The organism is Gracilibacillus phocaeensis, assembly GCF_900626275.1.
Lineage (GTDB): Bacteria > Bacillota > Bacilli > Bacillales > Amphibacillaceae > Gracilibacillus > Gracilibacillus timonensis.
The window spans coordinates 1158328-1180776 of sequence record NZ_LR131144.1 but is presented as its reverse complement, the minus strand read 5'-3'; the positions used below and the strand labels follow the sequence as shown (position 1 = coordinate 1180776).

The 22449-nt window shown below is 41.2% G+C and carries 17 protein-coding genes; 15 read left to right on the top strand and 2 right to left on the bottom strand.

All coding sequences use genetic code 11. From position 1 onward, the window contains the following. Window positions 1-52: 52 nt before the first annotated feature. The 12 genes from gltB (at window position 53) to E0E32_RS13425 (ending at window position 17625) form a co-directional block, all read left to right on the top strand. Window positions 53-4603 (top strand): glutamate synthase large subunit, encoded by a 4551-nt coding sequence (gene gltB, locus E0E32_RS13480; RefSeq protein WP_130859962.1) that lies wholly within the window; start codon window positions 53-55, stop codon window positions 4601-4603. A 14-nt stretch (window positions 4604-4617) separates the two neighbouring features. Then, entirely contained in the window at window positions 4618-6114 is a 1497-nt protein-coding gene (locus tag E0E32_RS13475; RefSeq protein WP_066193567.1) for a glutamate synthase subunit beta, read from the top strand. A gap of 208 nt (window positions 6115-6322) precedes the next feature. Then, window positions 6323-7402 (top strand): branched-chain amino acid aminotransferase, encoded by a 1080-nt coding sequence (locus E0E32_RS13470; protein WP_066193565.1) that lies wholly within the window; start codon window positions 6323-6325, stop codon window positions 7400-7402. 322 nt (window positions 7403-7724) lie between these two features. Next, window positions 7725-8852, top strand: a complete 1128-nt coding sequence (proB, locus tag E0E32_RS13465; protein WP_066193563.1) for a glutamate 5-kinase — start codon at window positions 7725-7727, stop codon at window positions 8850-8852. Continuing rightward, window positions 8845-10089 carry a glutamate-5-semialdehyde dehydrogenase gene (locus E0E32_RS13460; protein WP_130859961.1) on the top strand — a complete coding sequence of 415 codons (1245 nt, stop codon included), beginning with the start codon at window positions 8845-8847 and terminating at the stop codon, window positions 10087-10089. Before proB ends, E0E32_RS13460 begins: the two co-directional genes overlap by 8 nt. A 77-nt stretch (window positions 10090-10166) precedes the next feature. Beyond that, window positions 10167-11090 (top strand): manganese-dependent inorganic pyrophosphatase, encoded by a 924-nt coding sequence (locus E0E32_RS13455; RefSeq protein ID WP_066193560.1) that lies wholly within the window; start codon window positions 10167-10169, stop codon window positions 11088-11090. A gap of 103 nt (window positions 11091-11193) precedes the next feature. Further along, window positions 11194-11772 (top strand): YgaN family protein, encoded by a 579-nt coding sequence (locus E0E32_RS13450; RefSeq protein WP_066193558.1) that lies wholly within the window; start codon window positions 11194-11196, stop codon window positions 11770-11772. 65 nt (window positions 11773-11837) lie between these two features. Beyond that, on the top strand, window positions 11838-12611 hold the full coding sequence (locus tag E0E32_RS13445) for a class I SAM-dependent methyltransferase (protein WP_130859960.1): 774 nt from the start codon (window positions 11838-11840) through the stop codon (window positions 12609-12611). A 25-nt stretch (window positions 12612-12636) separates the two neighbouring features. Then, window positions 12637-13338 (top strand): aspartate/glutamate racemase family protein, encoded by a 702-nt coding sequence (locus E0E32_RS13440; RefSeq protein ID WP_066193554.1) that lies wholly within the window; start codon window positions 12637-12639, stop codon window positions 13336-13338. 80 nt (window positions 13339-13418) lie between these two features. Next, window positions 13419-14678, top strand: coding sequence for a threonine ammonia-lyase IlvA (ilvA, locus tag E0E32_RS13435; RefSeq protein ID WP_066193552.1), 1260 nt, complete (start codon window positions 13419-13421; stop codon window positions 14676-14678). A 1123-nt stretch (window positions 14679-15801) separates the two neighbouring features. Beyond that, window positions 15802-16785, top strand: coding sequence for an AraC family transcriptional regulator (locus E0E32_RS13430; RefSeq protein ID WP_130859959.1), 984 nt, complete (start codon window positions 15802-15804; stop codon window positions 16783-16785). A gap of 21 nt (window positions 16786-16806) precedes the next feature. Beyond that, window positions 16807-17625: a GNAT family N-acetyltransferase gene (locus tag E0E32_RS13425; RefSeq protein WP_130859958.1), complete on the top strand. Its 819-nt coding sequence runs from the start codon at window positions 16807-16809 to the stop codon at window positions 17623-17625. A gap of 82 nt (window positions 17626-17707) precedes the next feature. Here E0E32_RS13425 and E0E32_RS13420 read toward each other — a convergent pair whose 3' ends face one another. Then, window positions 17708-18622, bottom strand: coding sequence for a VOC family protein (locus tag E0E32_RS13420; RefSeq protein ID WP_165445034.1), 915 nt, complete (start codon window positions 18620-18622; stop codon window positions 17708-17710). A gap of 140 nt (window positions 18623-18762) precedes the next feature. Between E0E32_RS13420 and E0E32_RS13415 the strand changes: the two genes are divergently transcribed. Then, on the top strand, window positions 18763-19137 hold the full coding sequence (locus E0E32_RS13415; protein ID WP_130859956.1) for a hypothetical protein: 375 nt from the start codon (window positions 18763-18765) through the stop codon (window positions 19135-19137). 63 nt (window positions 19138-19200) lie between these two features. Here the strand turns inward: E0E32_RS13415 and E0E32_RS13410 are convergent, their stop codons facing one another. After that, window positions 19201-19560: a VOC family protein gene (locus tag E0E32_RS13410; RefSeq protein WP_066193539.1), complete on the bottom strand. Its 360-nt coding sequence runs from the start codon at window positions 19558-19560 to the stop codon at window positions 19201-19203. Between the two features lie 176 nt (window positions 19561-19736). Between E0E32_RS13410 and rhaB the strand changes: the two genes are divergently transcribed. Further along, window positions 19737-21146 carry a rhamnulokinase gene (gene rhaB, locus E0E32_RS13405; RefSeq protein ID WP_130859955.1) on the top strand — a complete coding sequence of 470 codons (1410 nt, stop codon included), beginning with the start codon at window positions 19737-19739 and terminating at the stop codon, window positions 21144-21146. Further along, on the top strand, window positions 21143-22402 hold the full coding sequence (gene rhaA / locus E0E32_RS13400; protein WP_130859954.1) for an L-rhamnose isomerase: 1260 nt from the start codon (window positions 21143-21145) through the stop codon (window positions 22400-22402). Before rhaB ends, rhaA begins: the two co-directional genes overlap by 4 nt. Window positions 22403-22449: the final 47 nt, after the last annotated feature.

Genomic DNA, 22449 nt, shown 5'->3' with positions numbered 1-22449 from the left:
TCACGCTTTATGGAATGGAATAAACAAAGTATTTGAAATGGGGGCGACTTAGATGACACATTATGATTTACCAAATGCCCAAGGACTTTATCATCCCGAATTTGAGCATGATGCGTGCGGCATCGGTATGTACGCACATATAAAAGGTAAACAAACACACGATATTGTAAGAAAGGGATTAAACATGTTATGCAAATTGGAGCATCGAGGCGGTCAAGGCAGTGATCCGCTTACAGGAGATGGCTCCGGCCTTATGGTGCAAATCCCTGATTCTTATTTTAGAAGAGAATGTAAAGACTTTCAACTACCAGCTGTCGGCCAATATGGAGTTGGTATGCTTTTCTTATCTCAAAATGAGATGAAAAGAGAGAAAACGATTGAAAAAATAAATCAATTAATCGATCAAGAAGAACAATCATTAATAGGGTGGCGTGACGTACCCGTTGATCCATCTCACATTGGTAAAGGAGCGATTGAAACCCTACCAGTGGTGAAACAGGTGTTTATTGCAGCAGGTGATCAAATGGAAGAGCTAGCTTTCGAGCGTAAATTGTATATTATTCGAAAACAAGTAGAAAGCTGGACGAAGGAACAATCGATTCGTTTTTATGCAGCAAGTTTTTCCAATCGTACCATTGTGTATAAAGGTTTATTAACACCGGAGCAAGTAGATTCTTTTTATTTGGATCTGCAAGACAAGGATTTCGTATCAGCGTTTTCACTTGTACACTCACGTTTTAGCACGAACACGTTTCCTTCTTGGGAACGAGCTCATCCGAATCGTTATTTGATTCATAATGGTGAAATTAACACCTTAAGAGGTAACATCAATTGGATGAGGGCAAGAGAACAACAATTTGTCTCGGATGCATTTGGAGATGATTTAAATAAGATTCTCCCTATCATTAATGGTGGCGGAAGTGACTCTGCTACTTTAGATAATGCATTAGAATTTCTAACACTTGCTGGCAGAACACCCGCTCATGCAGCGATGATGTTAATTCCAGAACCATGGGATAAAAATGAACATATGGATGCAAAAAAACGTGCTTTTTATCAATATCACAGTATGATGATGGAGCCGTGGGATGGCCCAACTTCGATCACTTTTACTAATGGGAAACAGATTGGTGCTATTCTAGATCGTAATGGTTTACGCCCTGCTCGATACTATGTCACCAAAGATGATTATATTATTTATTCCTCAGAGGTTGGTGTGATTGATTACGAGGAAGAAAATATATTATTGAAAGAACGTTTAAGTCCAGGCAAGATGCTGTTATTAGATATGGAAGAAGGCAGAATTATCTCAGACCAAGAAATCAAACGCGAGGTAGCAGAGGCTTTCCCGTATAACGAATGGTTAGCTAAACAAGCGATTAAGCTTGACGTAGCAGCAAAGAATGATGTTCAACTTGATCCACAATTACTTGTAAAACAGAAAGCTTTTCATTATACGACGGAGGATATCGAAAAATATTTACTGCCTTTAATCGAAAATGGAAAAGATCCTATTGGTGCAATGGGGAATGATATGCCATTAGCTGTCTTATCAGAACGCCCGCAAAGCTTATTTAATTATTTTAAACAGTTATTCGCACAAGTCACCAACCCGCCGATTGATGCCTATCGAGAACAATTGGTTACTTCCATGCTAACCTGGCTAGGAAGCGAGGGTAATGTGCTTCATCCATCTGAACAGCAGGTGAGGCGTATTCGGTTAGATTCACCGATCTTGTCCAATAACCAACTGCATAAAATTACTACCAATCAAATGGACGGTTTAGACGCACAAGTAATTGATACATTATTTACTAATGATATGGAATCAGCACTGAAACGAGTGTTTACTCAAGCAAAAATAGCGATTCAAGCAGGAAAAAATATTATTGTATTAAGTGATCAAAACTTGGATGCAAATCACAAACCAATCCCAGCCTTATTAGCCGTGAGCGGTTTACATCAATATTTAGTTCGTGAAGGAATCCGTACAAAAGTGAGCATTATCGCTCAGACTGGAGAATCAAGAGAAGTACATCATTTTGCGGCCCTTTTAGGTTTTGGTGTGGATGCTATTCATCCTTACCTGGTGTATCAAACCTATTATGAAGCGATTCTACAAGATCGTTTAGCAACGGATATTCAAACCATACAAACGAAATTTATTGATATAGCAACAGAAGGCATCGTCAAGATTATGTCGAAAATCGGCATTTCTACGGTTCAAAGTTATCGTGGGGCACAAATTTTTGAAGCAGTTGGGATTAGTAAACAGGTGATAGCAGATTATTTCACAGGAACAGCTTCTCAGATTGATGGTATTGGCTTAGATGTTATCCAGCGCGAAGTAGAAATGCATCATCAGACAGGCTATCAAGAGGCAATCATTGCGTCCCTTGATGCCGGGAGCGATTTTCAATGGCGTAAAACAGGAGAGCATCATGCCTTTAATCCAACAACGATCTATACTCTGCAATGGGCTTGCAGACGTGGAGATTACAGCTTATTTAAGAAATTTTCCAAGGCCGCAAACAAAGAACGAATTGGCTTTTTACGAAATTTACTGGACTTTAAACCAGCTACGTCCATCTCGATTGAGGAAGTGGAATCAGTAGAATCCATTGTAAAACGTTTCAAGACAGGAGCGATGTCCTATGGCTCGATTAGTAAAGAAGCACATGAAACGTTAGCTATTGCCATGAATCGCTTAGGTGGTAAAAGCAACAGTGGAGAAGGTGGCGAAGAGCCAGGTCGTTTTACAAAGGATGCTAATGGCGATTTGCGTTCCAGTGCGATCAAACAGGTTGCTTCCGGACGTTTTGGTGCCAAGAGTCATTATTTGGTCCACGCCAAAGAACTTCAAATCAAAATGGCACAAGGGGCAAAACCTGGTGAAGGAGGTCAGCTGCCATCCGATAAGGTCTATCCATGGATTGCCGATGTGCGTGGTTCTACTCCTGGTGTCGATTTGATTTCGCCGCCGCCCCATCATGATATTTATTCGATTGAGGATTTGGCTCAATTGATTCATGATTTAAAGAATGCCAATCGAGATGCTCGTGTCAGTGTGAAGCTGGTAGCCAAATCGGGTGTAGGTACAATTGCAGCAGGTGTGGCAAAAGGTAATGCCGATGTTATTTCTGTCGTTGGCTATGACGGCGGTACCGGTGCTTCGCCAAAGACCAGTATCAAACATGCAGGCTTGCCGTGGGAGCTGGGTCTAGCAGAGGCGCACCAAACGTTAATGTTAAATGACTTGCGAGATCGTGTCATTTTAGAAACAGATGGAAAATTATTGACAGGTAAGGATGTTGTAATGGCGGCCTTACTGGGTGCTGAAGAATATGGTTTTGCCACAGCTCCGCTTGTCGTAGTTGGTTGTGTCATGATGCGAGTATGTCATAAAGATACTTGTCCTGTCGGAGTGGCCACGCAAAACCCAGAATTGCGTAAAAAGTTTAGTGGTGACCCACAGCATGTGATCAATTATATGCAATTTATTGCGGAAGAAGTTCGTGAAATCATGGCTGAATTAGGTTTCCGAACGATCGATGAAATGATCGGGCGCACCGACGTATTAGAAGTGTCAGAACGGGCAGGACAGCATTGGAAAGCCAAATATTTAGATTTGGCAACGTTACTGTACCAGCCAAAAGGTCATCGCAGAAATAGCACCAAACAAGATCACCGTCTGGAGGAATCCTTGGACTTAGCACATATTCTTCCGGCAGTAAAACGTGCGATTGAGACCGGTGAGGCTTTAGAGGCATCTTATCCCATTCAAAATACCAATCGAGTGGTTGGTACGATTGTAGGCAGCGAGATTTCCAAGAAGCATGGTGAAAAAGGGCTGCCAGAAGACACGATCAATCTGCATTTTAGGGGTTCTGCCGGTCAAAGCTTCGGAGCATTTATCCCATCTGGGATGACAATGACTGTCACTGGCGATGCCAATGATTATGTTGGTAAAGGCTTATCAGGTGGGAAAATCATTGTGCGTGCGTCAGAACTATCTACGATTAACCCTAGCTATAATGTGATTGCCGGAAATGTATCTTTCTATGGGGCAACCAGTGGAGAAGGTTACATCCAAGGGTATGCTGGAGAACGTTTCGCTGTGAGAAACAGTGGTGCAAAACTCGTTGTAGAAGGTGTTGGAGATCATGGCTGTGAATATATGACAGGAGGAAGTGTCGTCATTCTAGGTAATGTCGGTAAAAATTTTGCCGCTGGTATGTCTGGAGGAATTGCCTATGTTCTGCCAAGTGACCTGGAACAATTCAAGGCACTATGCAATGATGAGCTGATTCAATTTGAGTCATTAACGAATACGCAAGAAATCGAACATGTAAAAGAAATGGTTATCAATCATCACGAATATACCAATAGTGAGAAGGCTGCTGTGCTATTAAATAATTGGGAAGACGAGGCAAAACGCTTTGTCAAGGTTATTCCAACCGCATATAAGCAGATGTTAGCGCAAATTGATGCCTTGATAGCTCAAGGTTTATCAGAAGAAGAGGCTCGTTATCAAGCTTTTATGGCAAAGAAAAATGGAACCATAACCGTAGCACAAGACCCAGAAGAGGTACTAACCAAATAGAAAGGAGAGGGAAAATGGGAAAAGCAACAGGGTTTATGGATTACGAACGTCAAACAGCTAATGAACGTGATCCTTTAGAAAGAATTCATGACTGGAAAGAATACTCCGCTCCTTTCTCTGATGAGGTAGCTAAGACACAAGGAGCACGTTGTATGGATTGTGGCACGCCATTTTGCCACATCGGAACAGATATAGCAGGTGCCACATCAGGCTGCCCTATCTATAACTTGATCCCTGAATGGAATGATCTGGTTTATAAAGGAAAGTGGAAAGAGGCACTCGATCGTTTAATGAAAACAAACAATTTTCCTGAATTCACAGGAAGAGTTTGCCCTGCACCTTGTGAAGGTTCTTGTACCGTAGCGATTAATGATCCAGCGGTAACGATCAAAAATATCGAACAGAAAATCATCGATAAAGGGTTTGAAGAAGGTTGGATAGAACCTCGAATCCCATCACATCGTACAGGTAAAAAGGTAGCCATTATTGGATCAGGGCCAGCTGGTTTAGCGGCAGCTGATCAATTAAATCAGGCAGGTCACTCGGTAACAGTGTTTGAGCGTGCAGATCGTGCTGGAGGATTATTAACTTATGGTATTCCTAATATGAAGTTAGATAAAGACGTAGTGGAACGCCGCATCCATTTATTGAAACAAGAGGGAATTGACTTCGTTTTAAATACGGAAGTCGGTAAAGATATTTCTGCAAATACCATTAAACAAGACTATGATTCTGTTATTCTGTGTACAGGTGCTCAACAACACCGTGATTTACCGTTGGAAGGACGCGAGGCAGAAGGAGTACGTTTTGCGATGGACTATCTCACAAGGTCTACAGAGAAATTATTGGATGATCAAGTAAAATTAGAGCAAGAATTAAATGCAGAAGGAAAAGACGTGATTGTGATTGGCGGTGGAGACACTGGTGCGGATTGTATCGCAACGGCACTGCGACAAGGTGCCAAAAGCATTGTTCAATTCGGTAAACATCCTCAGCTCCCAATCAAACGAGCAGAAGAGAATCAATGGCCGGCCTATCCACAAGTCTTTAGCCTAGAGTATGCCCATAAGGAGGCAAAGGCAGCATTTGGAGAGGATATTCGTCAGTATTCCATTCAAACGACGAAGTTTGTCACGGATGAAAATGGCAAATTGAAAGAATTGCACACCATAGACATGAAAAAAACTCGTGATGAAAACGGCATCTTTGTCTTTGAAGAATTGCCAGGCACGGAAAAAGTATGGCCTGCACAACTAGTCTTGATCGCCATTGGTTTTCAGGGTGCGGAACAACCCGTTTTAGATGCCTTTGATGTGCAAACAACTAACCATAAGGTAAACGCAATGTATGGTGACTTCCGTACAAATGTAGAACATGTTTTTGCTGCCGGTGACGTTCGTCGCGGACAGAGCTTAATTGTCTGGGCAATTAATGAGGGCAGAGAAGTTGCTTGCCATGTCGACGAATTTTTAATGGGGCAAACAACACTTCCATCTGTCGCTAATATGTAAGGACTCTACCCATCTCCCGCCAAACAAACCGTGGGGGATGGGTTTTTAATCGTTGAAGGAAACATCAAATCAAAACTACCATTCTGACTATCTCCGATAAGATGGTTTGCGTTATTTATCAGCTTTTCGAGAATAAATAGTTGTCATAACTGCTCATTTAGTAATAAAATAGAGGATATGTAGAATTTTTAAATAAGGAGTCTTTTTTATGTCAGAGTATACCATCACCTATATCAAAAACGAAAATCCAAAGGTAAAACCTCAAGATGATCAGCTTTCTTTTGGAAAATACTTCACCGATCACATGTTTATCCAAGACTACTCACCACAGGAAGGCTGGCACAACCCGCGCATTGTACCGTATCAGCCAATTGTCTTGGATCCTGCATCGATCATTTTTCATTATGGTCAAACTGTTTTCGAAGGTTTAAAAGCTTACAAAACAGATAGAGGTCAAATCAAGTTGTTCCGTCCAGATAAAAACATGGCGCGTTTAAACCATTCCAACGAAAGAATGTGCATCCCTGAAATCGACGAAGAATTTGGCATCAATGCCATTAAACACTTGGTACATATTGATCAAGACTGGGTACCAAGCGCACCGGGTACATCTTTGTATATTCGTCCCTTTATTATTTCAACAGAACCATATTTGGGTGTATCGCCATCGGCTACTTACCAGTTTATCGTGATTCTTTCTCCTGTTGGTGCCTATTATGAATCAGGTATCAACCCGGTTAAGATTGCAGTGGAGAGTCGTTATGCACGTACAGTGAAAGGCGGGACCGGGGAAGCAAAAACGGCCGGAAACTATGCCGCCAGTTTGAAAGCGCAAGAAGTTGTTTCTGCAGAAGGCTATGAACAAGTACTCTGGCTAGACAGTGTTGAAAAGAAATACATCGAAGAAGTAGGTAGCATGAACGTATTCTTTAAAATTAATGGCGAGATTATTACACCAGAGCTAAACGGTAGTATCCTCGCAGGGGTCACACGAGATTCCGTTATTGAATTGTTAAAGTACTGGGAGCTTCCCATTATAGAGCGCCGTATCACGATGGAAGAAATCTATGATTATTATCAAAAAGGAGAGCTAGAAGAGGCTTTCGGTTCCGGTACGGCTGCCGTTATTTCTCCTGTAGGCGAATTAGCTTGGGGAAATGAGAAAATGGTTATTAATAATGGCGAAATCGGTGAAATCTCGAAACGATTATATGATACACTTACCGGTATCCAATATGGCACGGAAAAAGACGTATTCAACTGGACCACGTCCGTCAGCTTTGTTTAAGAAAAATAATGCTTGAGATATCGTGCGAAATTGGCTATAATGATAGAAACTATATCCAAAAGTAATGATTAGAGTCATTAGTTGATGCTATGGCATGCAGAGAATGGAATCCACCGGCTGAAAGGTTCCATCGCCCGCTAGATCAATGAACCTGCTCTATGAACTGTTAAGCGTAAACTTAACCGTTACTCGGCGTTAGCGAGCTTAAGAGGATCGTCACATGATGATCAATACAAGGTGGTACCGCGGAATTAGCCCTTTTCGTCCTTATAATCAAGGATGAGGAGGGCTTTTAGCATCCATAATAAAAGGCGTGAATGAGATGGCAAAGCAACGAATTGTGGTGAAAATTGGCAGTAGTTCGTTAACCAACAAAAATGGTGGTTTAGACTTATTAAAACTGCAGGAACATACGTCAGCTATTGCTGCACTAAAAAAACAAAATGTCGAGGTCATTCTGATCTCTTCCGGCGCGGTGTCCGCTGGTTTCTTTGACTTGGGTTATCCGACAAGACCTGTCACAGTAGCTGGCAGACAAGCAGCAGCTGCTGTAGGGCAGGGCTTGTTAATTCAAGCTTATACTGACGAATTTAGGAAATATAATATGGTTACTTCCCAGCTGCTCTTAACCAAGGATGTCTTCCGTAATGAGATGCAGTACAGCAATGTTTTTTCTACGCTAACCGAATTATTAAAACGTGATGTTATTCCTATTATTAATGAAAATGATACGGTAGCTATTGATGAACTAACCTTTGGGGATAATGATATGCTCTCTGCTTTGGTCAGTGGACTGGTACACGCCGATTTTTTGATTATTCTTACAGATATTAACGGATTATACGATAAGAATCCGAACACAGATCCCTCCGCTAAACGCTATGACCGTTTGAATCGTTTATCGGAGCATATTGTCCAGCAAACCAACACCGATTCCGGATCGAAGTTTGGCACAGGGGGGATGAAGTCAAAACTACTGGCAGCAAAAACGGCCCTTTCCCTTGGTGTGAAGGTATTTGTCGGAACAGGATCAGGGAAAAATAAGTTACTAAACATTATGGAAAACCGGGGAGACGGGACGTATATTGGCGAAGATTTAACCAGTAACTATCGTAAACAAAAACAGTGGATTGCCTTCCATTCCAATCCGGCAGGTAAGCTTCATATCGATAAGGGAGCCAGCGAAGCCGTTATCCATGATGGCAGAAGTTTACTTCCTGCAGGTATCAAATGGGTAGAAGGTGATTTTATGGCTGGCGATGTCGTTGATGTCGTTTTTGATGACAAAGTAATTGCTAAAGGGCAGGTGAACTACTCTTCCCAAGAACTAATCAAGGCCAAGGGAGAGTCCAGTAAGGTAGCCATGAAGCAATCCGATCGAGGCAAGCCAGAAGTGATTCATCGAGATCGCTTGGTATTATCTATAAAGGAGGCGTATTACTATGAGTGATTTAATACAAAAGGCACAACTAATAAAGGGTACGACAACGGCCCTCGGGACGAGTACAACGAAGGAAAAAAATCAGGCATTGCTCATTTTGGCAAGTGAATTACGAAAACAAACAGAGTTTATTGTTCAAGAAAATCAGCGTGATATCGATAATGGTCGTCACAATGGGTTAAGTGAATCCTTGATCGACAGACTCGTCTTAAATGCACAACGCATCGAAGAAATGGCTGATGCGTTAGTTCAGTTAACCGAATTAACCGATCCAATTGGTAAGGTAATGGAGGAATGGGAACGCCCAAATGGTCTCCTTATAAAAAAAGTACGTGTGCCAATCGGTGTAGTCGGCATGATTTATGAGGCGAGACCAAATGTAACAATTGATGCAGCCAGCCTGTGTTTGAAAACAGGGAATGCCGTACTGTTACGCGGTAGCTCATCTGCCATTTGTTCCAATACGGCGTTGGTGAAGGTTATCCACGACGCCTTAAAGCAATCGAGTTTACCAGACGGTGCGGTACAATTAATCGAAGATACAAGCCGGCAAACAGCCTCTGACATGTTTCAATTAAATGACTATCTCGATGTACTAATCCCAAGAGGTGGGAAAAATCTAATTGACACCGTAGTAGCCAATTCTTCGGTACCAGTATTAGAAACAGGAGCGGGAAATTGTCATTTGTTTATTGATGAATCTGCAGAGGTGCAGATGGCTATTGAAGTGGCTGTTAATGCAAAAACACAACGTCCATCTGTTTGTAATGCGGTGGAGACCATATTAGTAGATAGAATTTGGGCAGCACAACACCTGTCTAAGTTAATTTCTGCCTTGCAAGAGAAGAATGTAGAAATTCGCGGTGATACTTTCACTCAAAAATATGGGGAAGATATCCACCCAGTTACAGAAGAAGACCTTTATGAAGAATTTAATGATTACATTGTGGCGATCAAAACCGTTGAATCAGTTCAAGAAGCCATTGATCATATTAATCAATACGGCACTACCCACTCGGAATCGATTGTTTCCGATAATGAGCAGCATGTGGTTGATTTTATGAATCAAGTCGATGCCGCAGCCGTCTATCATAATGCCTCGACTCGTTTTACTGATGGATTCGAATTTGGATTTGGTGCCGAGATTGGTATTAGTACTCAGAAATTGCATGCGCGTGGACCAATGGGCTTAGAAGCATTAACCTCTAATAAATATTTATTGTATGGAAATGGACAAATCAAATAAACTATTTTTCTTTGCCAACAGTTCCTGTATAATGTACGATAGGTTGCAAACACAAGTGAAAAAAGGAGTATGGAGAGATGACAAACACATTAATTTTTGGACACAAGAATCCGGACACGGACACCATCTGTTCAGCTATTGCGTATGCGGAGTTGAAACAGGCCTTGGGAGAAGATGTAGAGGCTGTTCGTTTAGGTGAGGTTAACAATGAGACACAATACGCGTTAGATCAGTTCCAGCATGCAGCACCACGTATGGTAGAGAATGTATCAGATGAAGTAGATCAAGTCATCTTGGTGGATCATAATGAAAGTCAGCAGAGTGCTGATGATATTGATCGCGTACAAGTGCTGGAAGTTATTGACCACCATCGTATCGCCAACTTTGAAACCAAAGATCCACTTTATTATCGTGCAGAGCCAGTTGGTTGTACGGCAACGATTTTAAACAAACTATATAAAGAACACGGCGTAGAAATGAAACAGAATATTGCTGGTTTAATGCTGTCAGCCATCATATCTGATTCTTTATTATTCAAATCCCCTACTTGTACGGAACAAGATGTAGCAGCTGCGAAAGAACTAGCTGTTATTGCCGGGGTAGACGCAGAAACTTATGGTCTCCAAATGCTTAAGGCAGGTGCAGATCTTAGTGATAAATCTGCGCAAGAACTGATTACCATGGATGCCAAGGAATTTGATATGAATGGTCAAAAAGTAGAAATCGCTCAAGTGAATACCGTGGAAATAAATGACGTGTTAGCACTCCGCCAAGAAATTGAACCGGTTATTGAGAAAACCATTGCCGATAAAGGACTATCCTTGTTTGCTTTTGTTATTACAGATATCTTGAATAATGATTCCGTCATACTTGCAGCAGGGGATGAACTTGCCAAGGTAGAAGCTGCCTTTGATGTGACATTAGATAATCAAACAGCTCCACTACCAGGTGTCGTTTCCCGCAAGAAACAAGTCGTTCCGAATTTGCAGAACGTATTTTAATAGACCAACATCATGATCAAAGACAGGTGACAAGGGATTACCTGTCTTTGTCTTATTTCCCGATGCAACTTGAATGATTTAGAGAAAAACAGGGGGGAGTCGATTGTTAAAAAAGATGGTAGCGATGATTACTTTTTGTTTCCTAATCGCGTGTACCGATAATGAACAAAACAGCATCGAACCCAGCCAGTTAACCAATCGGGAGCAGTTGATTATCAATGCCCTTTCTGATAATGTCTCGGTGTTTGATTATCAATTAACCGAGGACTATCAAGAGATCGAGCTTTGGGTAGATCGCTATGAAAATGGGGAATTAGTCGAAGAAAGAATGAATGTATTATCTAGTCATATTGAAAACAGAGAGGGATCTATTTTGTTTTCGATGTCTGAACTCGCCTACACGCCAACTGGAGCGATGGCCATGATAGACGAAGGTTCCAGTGGCAGTGTCACCTTCGAACTGACGGGGGAGGGAGAACGAGAGGATTATCTTATTTCACAAAATACCTTTCCGCAAGAAACATGGAATGAACAGGCAGTATTTGCCGTACTGGCTTATGTAGATCAAGAAGGTGCCGTTAGTGGGATAAACCAATCCTTTTTTACAGAGCCAGATCAGCATATAGGGGTATTGCAGGGGTACCAAGAGGCTTATGTGTTTAGGGGGAAGCTAATCAAGTGAAAAATCATGTCAACCAGACTGATAGGTATAATAGTCGTGATAAATAATAAAGAGGAACTGAGGCAATGATTATAACAACAGCAGGACGTACGAAGGCCAGTTTAACGGAGCGAGCACGGCAGTTATCCAACCAATATAACCTCCATTATGTAACGCGCAAGAAGGATTCGATCACTGCCTTGAAAAGACAATATCAGCAGGATGTGCTTGTTGTCGGGAGTGATCAGCTGTATCTTTCCCCCCTGCATCAAACAGAAAAGGTGTTTTTTCACCCCAGTTTGGCAATGATCAGAGCAAAACGTATAGCCAACGGGGAGTCTGATACCTTTATTTCCGCAACGGGATTAAAGACAGGAATGTCCTTGTTAGATTGTACCTTAGGCCTAGCGTGTGATAGCACGATTGCGAGTCTGGTAGTAGGAGAGGCTGGTAAGGTTACCGGATTAGAGGGGAGCGCCTCGTTGTCTATCTTACTAAAAGAAGGACTATCTACACTAGATACCGGTTTCCCAATATTAAATGAGGCGATGCGTCGCATAGAAGTAATCGGTCTTGAGCATTTATCGCATTTGCAGACACTTCCAGACAACAGTTATGATGTCGTTTATTTTGATCCCATGTTTACCGAAACCATTACTGAATCGATCCATATCCAAGCACTTCAAGGAACCGTGCTGTCGAATAGCTTGTCAGGGCTAACGATAGAAGAGGCCAAACGAGTAGCAAGCAGACGAGTTGTTTTGAAAGACCATTGGCAGAGTAAACGGTTTGTTCAGTTTGGTTTTACACAATTAAAAAGAAAAACATCATTATTTCATTATGGGATAATGGATATATGATTACTAATATATGAGGAGAGTAATGATGAAAACAATTGGTTTAATCGGTGGAATGAGCTGGGAATCGTCTGCAGAGTATTATCGCTTAATCAATGAAGAAGTGAAACGAAGACAAGGTGGATTACATTCCGCATCCTGTATCTTATACAGCGTTGATTTTGCAGAGATTGAAACACATCAAACTGCTGGAAATTGGCGAGAGGCTGGAAATATCCTTACTGAAGCCGCTGCAGCTTTAGAACGTGCAGGTGCGTCCTTTATTGTTATCTGTACCAACACGATGCATAAAGTCGCGGACATGATCCAGGAATCAATCCAGATCCCCATCCTTCACATCGCCGACGCTACAGTGAAACATATTCAGCAAACGGATGTCCAAACCATCGGACTGCTAGGAACAAAATATACAATGGAACAAGACTTTTATAAATCACACTTGAAGGATAACGAGCTTGGTGTGTTGATACCAAATGAACAGGAAAGAATCCAGATTAATAAAATAATCTACGAAGAATTATGTCTGGGACAAATACAGCAATCATCGAAAGCGTATTTTCAACAGGTGATTCAGGATCTAGTCGACAATGGAGCGGAGGGAGTTATCTTAGGTTGCACAGAGATTGGCTTATTAATCCAGTCAAGCGATATAGAAGTGCCACTCTTTGATACGACAGTGATCCACGCTACAACAGCTGTCCATGATGCACTAATAGTCAAAAAAGATTAGGTAAGAAGCAAAATATATTTTCTATTTGTCTTCTTTATGTTAGTATAATAGTAATAAACAGAAGTAGGAAGGGTCTTAGAATGAGTACAAAAGTCAATCCAATTCAAGTAAGAGATATCATCATTGCCAATCAAGTATTAAAAGATGTGGTAGTAAAAACGCCATTACAGCGTGATACGATTTTATCCGATAAGTATGATTGTAATGTCTATTTAAAACGTGAAGACTTACAAGTGGTGCGTTCGTTCAAAATCCGCGGGGCATACAATTTAATGCAAGGCTTAACAGAAGATGAACTACAAAACGGTGTCGTCTGTGCCAGTGCAGGTAATCATGCACAAGGAGTCGCTTATTCATGTAAAGCATTAGGTGTTAAAGGTGTTATTTTCATGCCAAGTACAACACCGAGACAGAAGGTGAACCGCGTCGAATTTTTTGGCGGATCCTATGTTGAAATTCGTCTAATCGGAGACACTTTCGATGATTCCTTTGAACAAGCGATGGAATATTGTGAAGAGCACGGCGCTTCTTTCATTCATCCTTTTAATGATACAAGGACCATTACTGGACAAGGCACGATAGGTCTTGAAATTCTCGATACCATGGAAGAACCTATTTCTCATATTTTTATGGCAGTCGGTGGCGGAGGTTTGATTTCTGGTGTTGGTTCTTACATAAATAGCATCAGTCCAGACACTAAAATCATTGGAGTAGAACCAGAGGGAGCCTCATCGATGAAAGCCGCTATCGAAAAAGGGGAAAATGTAAAGCTAGATAAGATCGATAAATTTGTCGATGGTGCCAGTGTGAAGCAGGTTGGGAATATTTCATTTGATATCGCCAAAGAGATTATCGATGATATCGCTGTAGTACCGGAGGGCAAGCTTTGTACAACCCTCTTGGATATTTATAATGAAAACGCGATTGTCGCAGAACCTGCCGGGGCTTTACCTATCTCGGCATTGGATTATTATAAAGATGAAATCAAAGGAAAAAACGTTGTCTGCATCGTCAGTGGTGGAAATAATGATATTGATCGTATGCAGGAGTTTAAGGAGCGTTCCATGATTTATGAAGGGTTGAAGCATTATTTTATCGTTAATTTCCCGCAACGAGCTGGGGCTTTACGCGAATTTATGAGTGAAGTATTAGGCGAAGGTGATGATATCACTCGTTTTGAATACACCAAAAAGAATAATCGTGATAAAGGGCCTGTATTGGTAGGAATTGAACTACAGCATGCCACAGACTATCATTTATTACTGTCACGGATGGAGAAGAACGGCTTCTCCTATATCGAGATTAACAAAGATGAACAATTATTCCAGCTGTTAATATGATGAATCAAAAAAGGGCTTATTCAAGCCCTTTTTTGAAAGATAAGAAAGTATAAAATTCTGAGTATGAAAGGATGTGGACCGATTTTGATCTTGAACGAATGGTGATACCGATAAGATGTATGATGTAAAGTATCTAGTTCCATTATTCCATGTAGTAAAGTTGATTGTTTGTCAGTGCTAGACAGCGCTCCGGAAATAGGTTCCGCTTTCCGCGAGCTTGGCTCAGCCTCCTCGTCAGCAAAGAACGCTTCCTGCGGGGTCTTCACACTGCGCTTTTCTCGCAGGAGTCTCCACCTATTTCCTCCGCTGGGTAGTAGCACTACAATCGAATGGTTGCGAAGATGAAGTGTTCCAGACACTATATTTCTGCCAATAAGCAAACCGCATAACCTTTTTCTGAGAACGGTTTGATCCTACGTTATGACTTTTATATTTGTAGCATGATCATTACGCAACCGAAGAATCAGCTGACGATTTTCTCCTTTCGCTACAACACTGTCTAGGTACCTAGAACCCTTCATTCTAGCAGTAACAACCATTGTTGTACTTTTACCTAGCGGAGGGAATATGCGGAGACTCCTATGGGAACAGGACGAGCTGAAGATCCACTAAAAAGTGCTTTTCTTTTTAGTTAGCTGAAGCCGTCCCCATGGAAAGCGCAGCATATTCCCGCAGCGCTCGCCTAGCACAAAAAATCCGGTCAAACTCACCACTAAGGAAAGTGGGCTACTTAACATAATCTATCTTATCGCCAGTTCAGTGGCTACTTTGAGTGGTCGGTAAAGCACCGGACAAATTTTGCCCGTTTTTTCTGAATAAGGTAAAAAAATATCATCTTAGGAAAACATATTACTGTATAATAGAATCTCGAATGATATTAACTTTGAACGAACCCCAGGGTGCCGATGGCTCTTACTTTAAGGTTAGGGGGTTAGTCTGGCTATGATAAAAGGGGAATTTCGGACGATGAAAAAGGCATTTCAGGTAGTATCAGGGTGGATGATGGGAATTTTAATCTTAGGAGTTTCTTTTAACAATGGTCGATTATAGATAATCCATCTAACCATTGCGCACAAGGTTTCGTCTAACCTTACTTATCAACCTGTTGAATGGAGGGGATCCTATGCAGTCTGTCCTGTATGAGAAACTAGCACAAGAGACACCGGAAGAACAAGCCATTTTAGCTGGAAATCAAGCGGTCAACAAGAAAATGTATACGGATATGACCTCTGACTTTGTCGTGCAAAGTGATAAATTTCTAAAAGACGAGCTGATCATGATCCGTAAGCACCCTCGTTTTATCGATTTCCCTAAACACACTCATGATTTTATTGAAATGAATTATGTCTTTCGTGGGCAATTTCGACAACAGGTAGCTGATCAAAAAATCCATTTAAAACAGGGAGATATCTTGCTGCTCAATCAACATATTGAACATGAACTAGCTGCGTGCGGCCGAGAAGATATTGTGATTAACTTTATTATTCATCCGGCCTTTTTTGATTATATTTTGTCCAATTTTTCTTCCGGATTTATTCAAAACCAGATGGTCCAATTTTTGATGAATAGTATGTTTAACTATGATCAATATGCCCAATTTTTGTACTATCCCGTTTCCGGTTCTGCTCGTATCCAGGAGATAATGGAACAGCTGTTAATAGAGATGATGAATGATTCTATCTTAGCTAAGTCGAAGATCAAATTTTTGATGGGGTTATTGATACTTGAATTAGCAGAACAACAGCACCAATCACAACAAAACGCAACGCAAGCAGCAGAGCACGCTTTTGTAGCAGAGGTGTTTCGTTATATTGAAAACCATTACAAGACGGCTAGCCTGCAAATGCTGGCTGCTCAATATAAACAATCTAGCTATTGGGCAAGTAAGCGCATTAAGACGTTAACCAATGCCAATTTTAAAGATTTGGTTCAGGAAAAGCGATTACTAGTTGCCAAAAATTTGTTAATGTATAGTGATTTGTCGATCCAGGCAATTGCCGAAGAGGTTGGCTATGAAAATATCAGTTATTTCTATCGTTTGTTTAAGAAGAAATTTAATCAGACCCCTAAGGTTTTTAAACAACAAATACGGAAAGAGGAAATTTAGCAAAAAAAATGGAGGAATAATATGCAGCTATCTGGTCTTTCACTCTCGTTGACAAAAAGAATAGAGAACGCGGAAAGCAATGCCTTATCATCTCGTTTACATACGTTGAAACAATTAGAAGGAAATCCATTAGGCATTGAGTTAATGGAACGGGGAGGGGCCAGTTTATTCTCTTGCCAAGGCATTCCGGGACCTAGTTTTAATAAAGTGATCGGTCTCACTGCTGGAGGAGAACCGTATATCGATGATATCATCGATTTTTATCATAAAAGGGAGATCCCTTGTCGATTGGAGATTGTGCCAGGGGACACTTCTCCTGCTTTGTTTCAGACCTTGCATGATAAAGGATTTTATCACAGCGATTTTCATACGGTGTTATATGGTGTACCTCAACCAATCGCTGGGCAGCATCCTGCACTTACGATTACCGAAATGCATATGGAGGACTTTATGACGTTTGGTGCTATCTATGCTGAGGGCTTTGGTTTACCAAGCAGTTTAAGTGAGGGTATCGCAGTAAATAATCAAGTATTGTATAAAAAACCTGGATGGCATTTTTTTCTCGCTAAAGAAGATGACGCACCAATCGGAGTTGGTGTGTATTACCAACAAGGGAAAGCGGCAATATTAGCAGCTGCAGCAACGCTTCCACAGTATAGGGGGAGAGGATGTCACTCCGCATTGATCAATTGGCGAATGGCACAAGCCTTGCAAAATCATTGTGATTTGGTTGTCGGACAAGCGGCGTTTGCTAGTACTAGCATGCGAAATATGCAAAAAATGGGCATGGAGATTGCCTATACCAAAGCTATTTGGACGCAACTCAAGAGTAAACGCTAAAACATTTGACTCAAGGCAAGTCCGTTCATACTTATGTATCAACCAACTTGCCCCATTTAATATTCTCTGCAATCAACTAAAGCTAAGCGCGAGACGGATTATTATAAACCGTTCTTATCTTTTGAATATCCAGTTTTTTCATTTGCAAGATAGCTTGATTTATTTGGTGTCGCTTTTCTTGACTTGCCTGTTTCATTAATACCTCAAGCTCGCGAGGAACGATTTGCCAAGAGACAGAGTAGCGGTCTTTTAACCAGCCACATTGTTCTGCTTCCGGCACTGCCGACAATTTTGTCCAATAATCATCCAGTTCTTCTTGAGAATCGCAATAGACCATGAATGAAATGGCTTCATTAAAGGAAAAAGAATGATCCTGGGCACTATCCATGGCAGCAAACCATTGATTTTCCAACATGAAATCAGAGAACATAACAGATCCTTCTTGATCTGGCTCCATTCCGGCAGGATAGCGAGCGAGTAAGCCATGACGGCTATCTTTAAACACCGACAAGTACATTTGAGCTGCTTCTTCTGCCTTTCCACAATGGTCCCCGACAAACATAAGTGAGGGGAGGATGGTAGGACGCTCCTTACCTTCGGGATTCGTTAGTATCAACTGCCAACTGAGTCCATATTTATCCTGAATCCATCCATAACGGTCACTAAATGGATAGGTATCAAGTGGCATTAAAACCGTGCCACCATCCACTAGTTTGTCCCAAACCTCATCAAGCTTATCCTTGGCATGTTTGTCTCGTGCTGGATCAAAGTTTACCATAAAGGAAATCGAGGGATTAAAGCTAAAATATGGCCCAGCACTGATCGCCGTAAATTCCTGTCCCCAAAGCTTGAATGAGACTTCTGCTACATCACCAGACGGCGTGTCTTGTATCATGTTTGTCTCCATGATATCTGACTCCGGGAAAATAGAAGTATAAAACGTTGCTGCTTCTTCTGCCTCTTTGTCATACCAAAGGTGATAAACTATTTTCTGCATGGCATACTCCTCCTTCATTAGATTATATCTATCATATCATATAATGATCCTATACAGCGTCTGGTCCCTATGTTATGCTTTAGAAGCATGGATAAGAAAGCGCTTGCTAAAAATAAGGATGATTACAAGGAGGGAGGGATGTGGAAAGAAGCAAGTTTGTGCTCTTTTTTTCTGTTTTATGGTGTCTTGGTCTTTTATCACAGGTTTTTTTCTATTGGCGTGCGGATAACTATCTATTTCTTATCGTCACTGCTACTGTCTTTATCCTGATTTTATCGTTTATCATTGGTTATCTAACCAAACGATCTTTCTGGTTAATGTTTGGTTTGGTATGCTATGGTTTATCTGCACTATATACAATAGTTGCGGTGTTTTGGTTGTTGTTTTTGCATGAGTTGAACATGATGCTTACCGTGGGATTGGCTGTCAGCCTGCTGATTGATATACTGATGATGATACGGTTGCAAAAACAGCGTAATCAGCTAAAAGGGCCTAAGCTGCTCTTCTCATCATAATAAAGAAAAAGGGGAAACACAACAGCGCTGTCTAGTCTGCACCCTTTATCCTATTCTTATGAATTAGAGACGTTCTAAAAACTCCAATCGATTGCCGAAAGGATCATCGACATAAAATCTTTCAGCTCCTTCAAGCGGTTCATCTTCTTTGATGACTACACCGTTGTTGGTTAATTTTTCTTTCCATTGATGGATATCTTTTATGGCGAAGGCTGGATGTGCTTTGGTGGCAGGCGCAAATCCTTGCTGAATGCCAATATGTAACTGCTGGGCACCGCACTGAAACCAAACTCCACCACGTTTTTTTAAATTTTCCGGTTTTTCGATTTCTTCCATCCCCAATATATCCGCAAAAAAAGTACGAGCCGCTTCTTCGCTATTCTCCGGAGCCGCTAATTGAACGTGATCAATCCCTATTAACATGATATCAATCTCCTTCCTGCATGCTAAGCCTATCATATTTCCCGAGGCATTTCCATGTATTACTTAACCTATGCATTTCGCAAAAATAGACATTAATAATATAAATTTCGTTATTATTTTTTATATTTATCCCTTTTATAATAATATATAAATCGCTTACAAAAAGGAGTGAAAAAATGCAAAAATGTCACATTGCTGTTGATATTGGAGCGGGAAGCGGGCGGTTAATGGCTGGTTTCTTAGAAGGGCAACAACTGAAGCTGCAGGAAGTACATCGCTTTGCTAATGATATGCAATTTCAGAATGGGCATTGGTGCTGGGATATTGATGGGCTTTTTCATGAAATCATCAACGGATTAAAAGCTTGTCCGTCACAGGATTTGCAGCCGACAACGATAGGGATTGACACATGGGCAGTCGATTTTGTCTTGCTAGATGAACAAAAAGAACGAATAACCGACGCCGTTGCCTATCGTGATTCTCGCACAGAGGGAATCATGGAAGAGGTGTGTGAAATCATTCCATCGACAGAATTGTACCGTGAAACAGGTATTCAATTTCAGCCGTTTAATACCATCTATCAGTTGTATGCTTTCTATCATCAAAACCCAAACAAACTGGAGCATGCCGCCTATTTTCTAATGGTTCCAGACTATCTGCATTTTCGATTGACCGGCAGAATCGTCAATGAATACACCAATGCTACGTCCACGCAATTATTAGATGCCAAAACAAAAGATTGGCATCAAGGAATACTGCAAAAATTGCATATTCCAACCCATTTTTTTCAAGAAATTACGAATCCGATGCAATCGCTTGGACCAGTGACAAGTGAAATATCCCAACAATTGGGTTATGAATTGGGTGTCGTGTTGCCGGGCACGCATGATACGGCTTCTGCCGTTCTTGCTGTTCCGGATGATCAAGTCATTTATATAAGTTCCGGCACATGGTCGTTGATGGGGGTGCAAATCGATCAGCCGATCACAACGGAAGAGGCACTGACTGCTAATTTCACCAATGAGGGCGGTGCAGCAGGAAAAATACGTTTTCTAAAAAACATCATGGGGCTCTGGATGATCCAGCAAGTCAAAAAAGAACTAAGTCAAGACTATAGCTATAGTGATTTTGTAGAGTTTGCTTATCAGGAAGCTGATTTCAATGCAACAGTGGATGCTAATGATAGTCGCTTTCTCCATCCACCCAGTATGATTACTGCCATCCAAGGTTATTGCAGGGAATCAGATCAACCGATCCCCCGTACAGCTGGAGAATTGGCAAAATGTATTTTTGATAGTTTAGTCCATTCCTATCAAATGACTATCGAACAAATGGAACACTTAACAGGAAAGCACTATCCAACCATTTATATTATAGGTGGGGGGAGTAAAAATAAGTATATGAATCAGAAACTTGCATCCATCTCAGGCAGAAAGGTGTGCGCTGGCTTAGAAGAAGCAACGGCAATTGGTAATATCACTGCCCAGATGATTGCAACAGGACAAATGGATTCGCTTGAGCATGCCAGACAACTAGTGCGTCATTCATTTCCAATGAAACAATATAAGGGGGACGTGATAAAATGAGTATCAAACAAAACTATGAAACAGCTAAACAGCAGTATGAAAAATGGGGGGTGTCCGTAGAGGATGCTTTAGAAAAGTTGAAGCAAATTCCTATCTCCATTCACTGTTGGCAAGGTGATGACATCGGAGGATTTGAAGTAGATCAGCAAGAACTATCTGGTGGTATTGATGTGACTGGGGATTATCCAGGGAAGGCGACGAATCCAGAGCAATTAAGGAATGACTTGGAACAGGCGTTAGCATTGATTCCTGGTCAGCATAAGATTAATCTTCATGCCATTTATGCGGAAACAGAAGGAGAAATCGTTGATCGCGATGCCTTGGAACCAAAACATTTCACCAATTGGGTAGAATGGGCCAAACAGCAACGGGTTGGCCTGGATTTTAATCCTACGTTTTTTTCTCATCCTAAGGCAGCGGATGGTTTAACCTTAGCACACCCAGATCCAGCTATTCGTGCATTCTGGATCCGTCATTGTATTCAATCTCGTAAAATAAGTGAATACTTTGGCAAAGAGTTAGGTCAGACTTCTTTAAACAATATTTGGGTGCCAGATGGCTATAAGGATATTCCAAGTGATCGACTCACTCCACGTCAACGACTAAAGGAATCGCTTGACGAAATCCTTGCTGAGGATATTGATGATTCGTTATCCGTGGACGCCGTGGAAAGTAAATTATTTGGAATTGGATCAGAGGCATACGTTGTCGGATCCCACGAATTTTATATGGGGTATGCCCTAAAAAATAATATTCTATGTTTGTTAGACTCCGGTCATTATCATCCGACCGAAATGGTATCGAACAAAATTTCTTCCTTGCTATTATTCCAGGATAAGCTGGCGCTCCATGTATCACGGCCCGTACGCTGGGATAGTGATCATGTGGTGATATTAGATGATGAATTGCGGGAAATTGGTTTGGAAATTGTCCGAAATGACGCACTGGATAAGGTGATGATTGGTCTAGATTTCTTTGATGCCAGCATTAACCGTGTGGCAGCTTGGACGATTGGGACACGAAATATGATAAAAGCTCTATTATATGCTCTTTTAATGCCAAATGATTATTTAAAACAATTACAAGAAGAAGGAAACTTCACTGAACGATTAGCCTTATTCGAAGAATTTAAGACCTATCCATTCGGGGCAATTTGGGATTATTATTGCCAAGAGATGGGGGTACCTGTGCAGGAACAATGGCTGGATCCTGTTAAAACCTATGAAAAAGAGATATTGTCACAGCGAGATAGCTAAATTTCGATTTTTGTTGCTTTATTTTTGTTTTTATGGGAGAATAAACA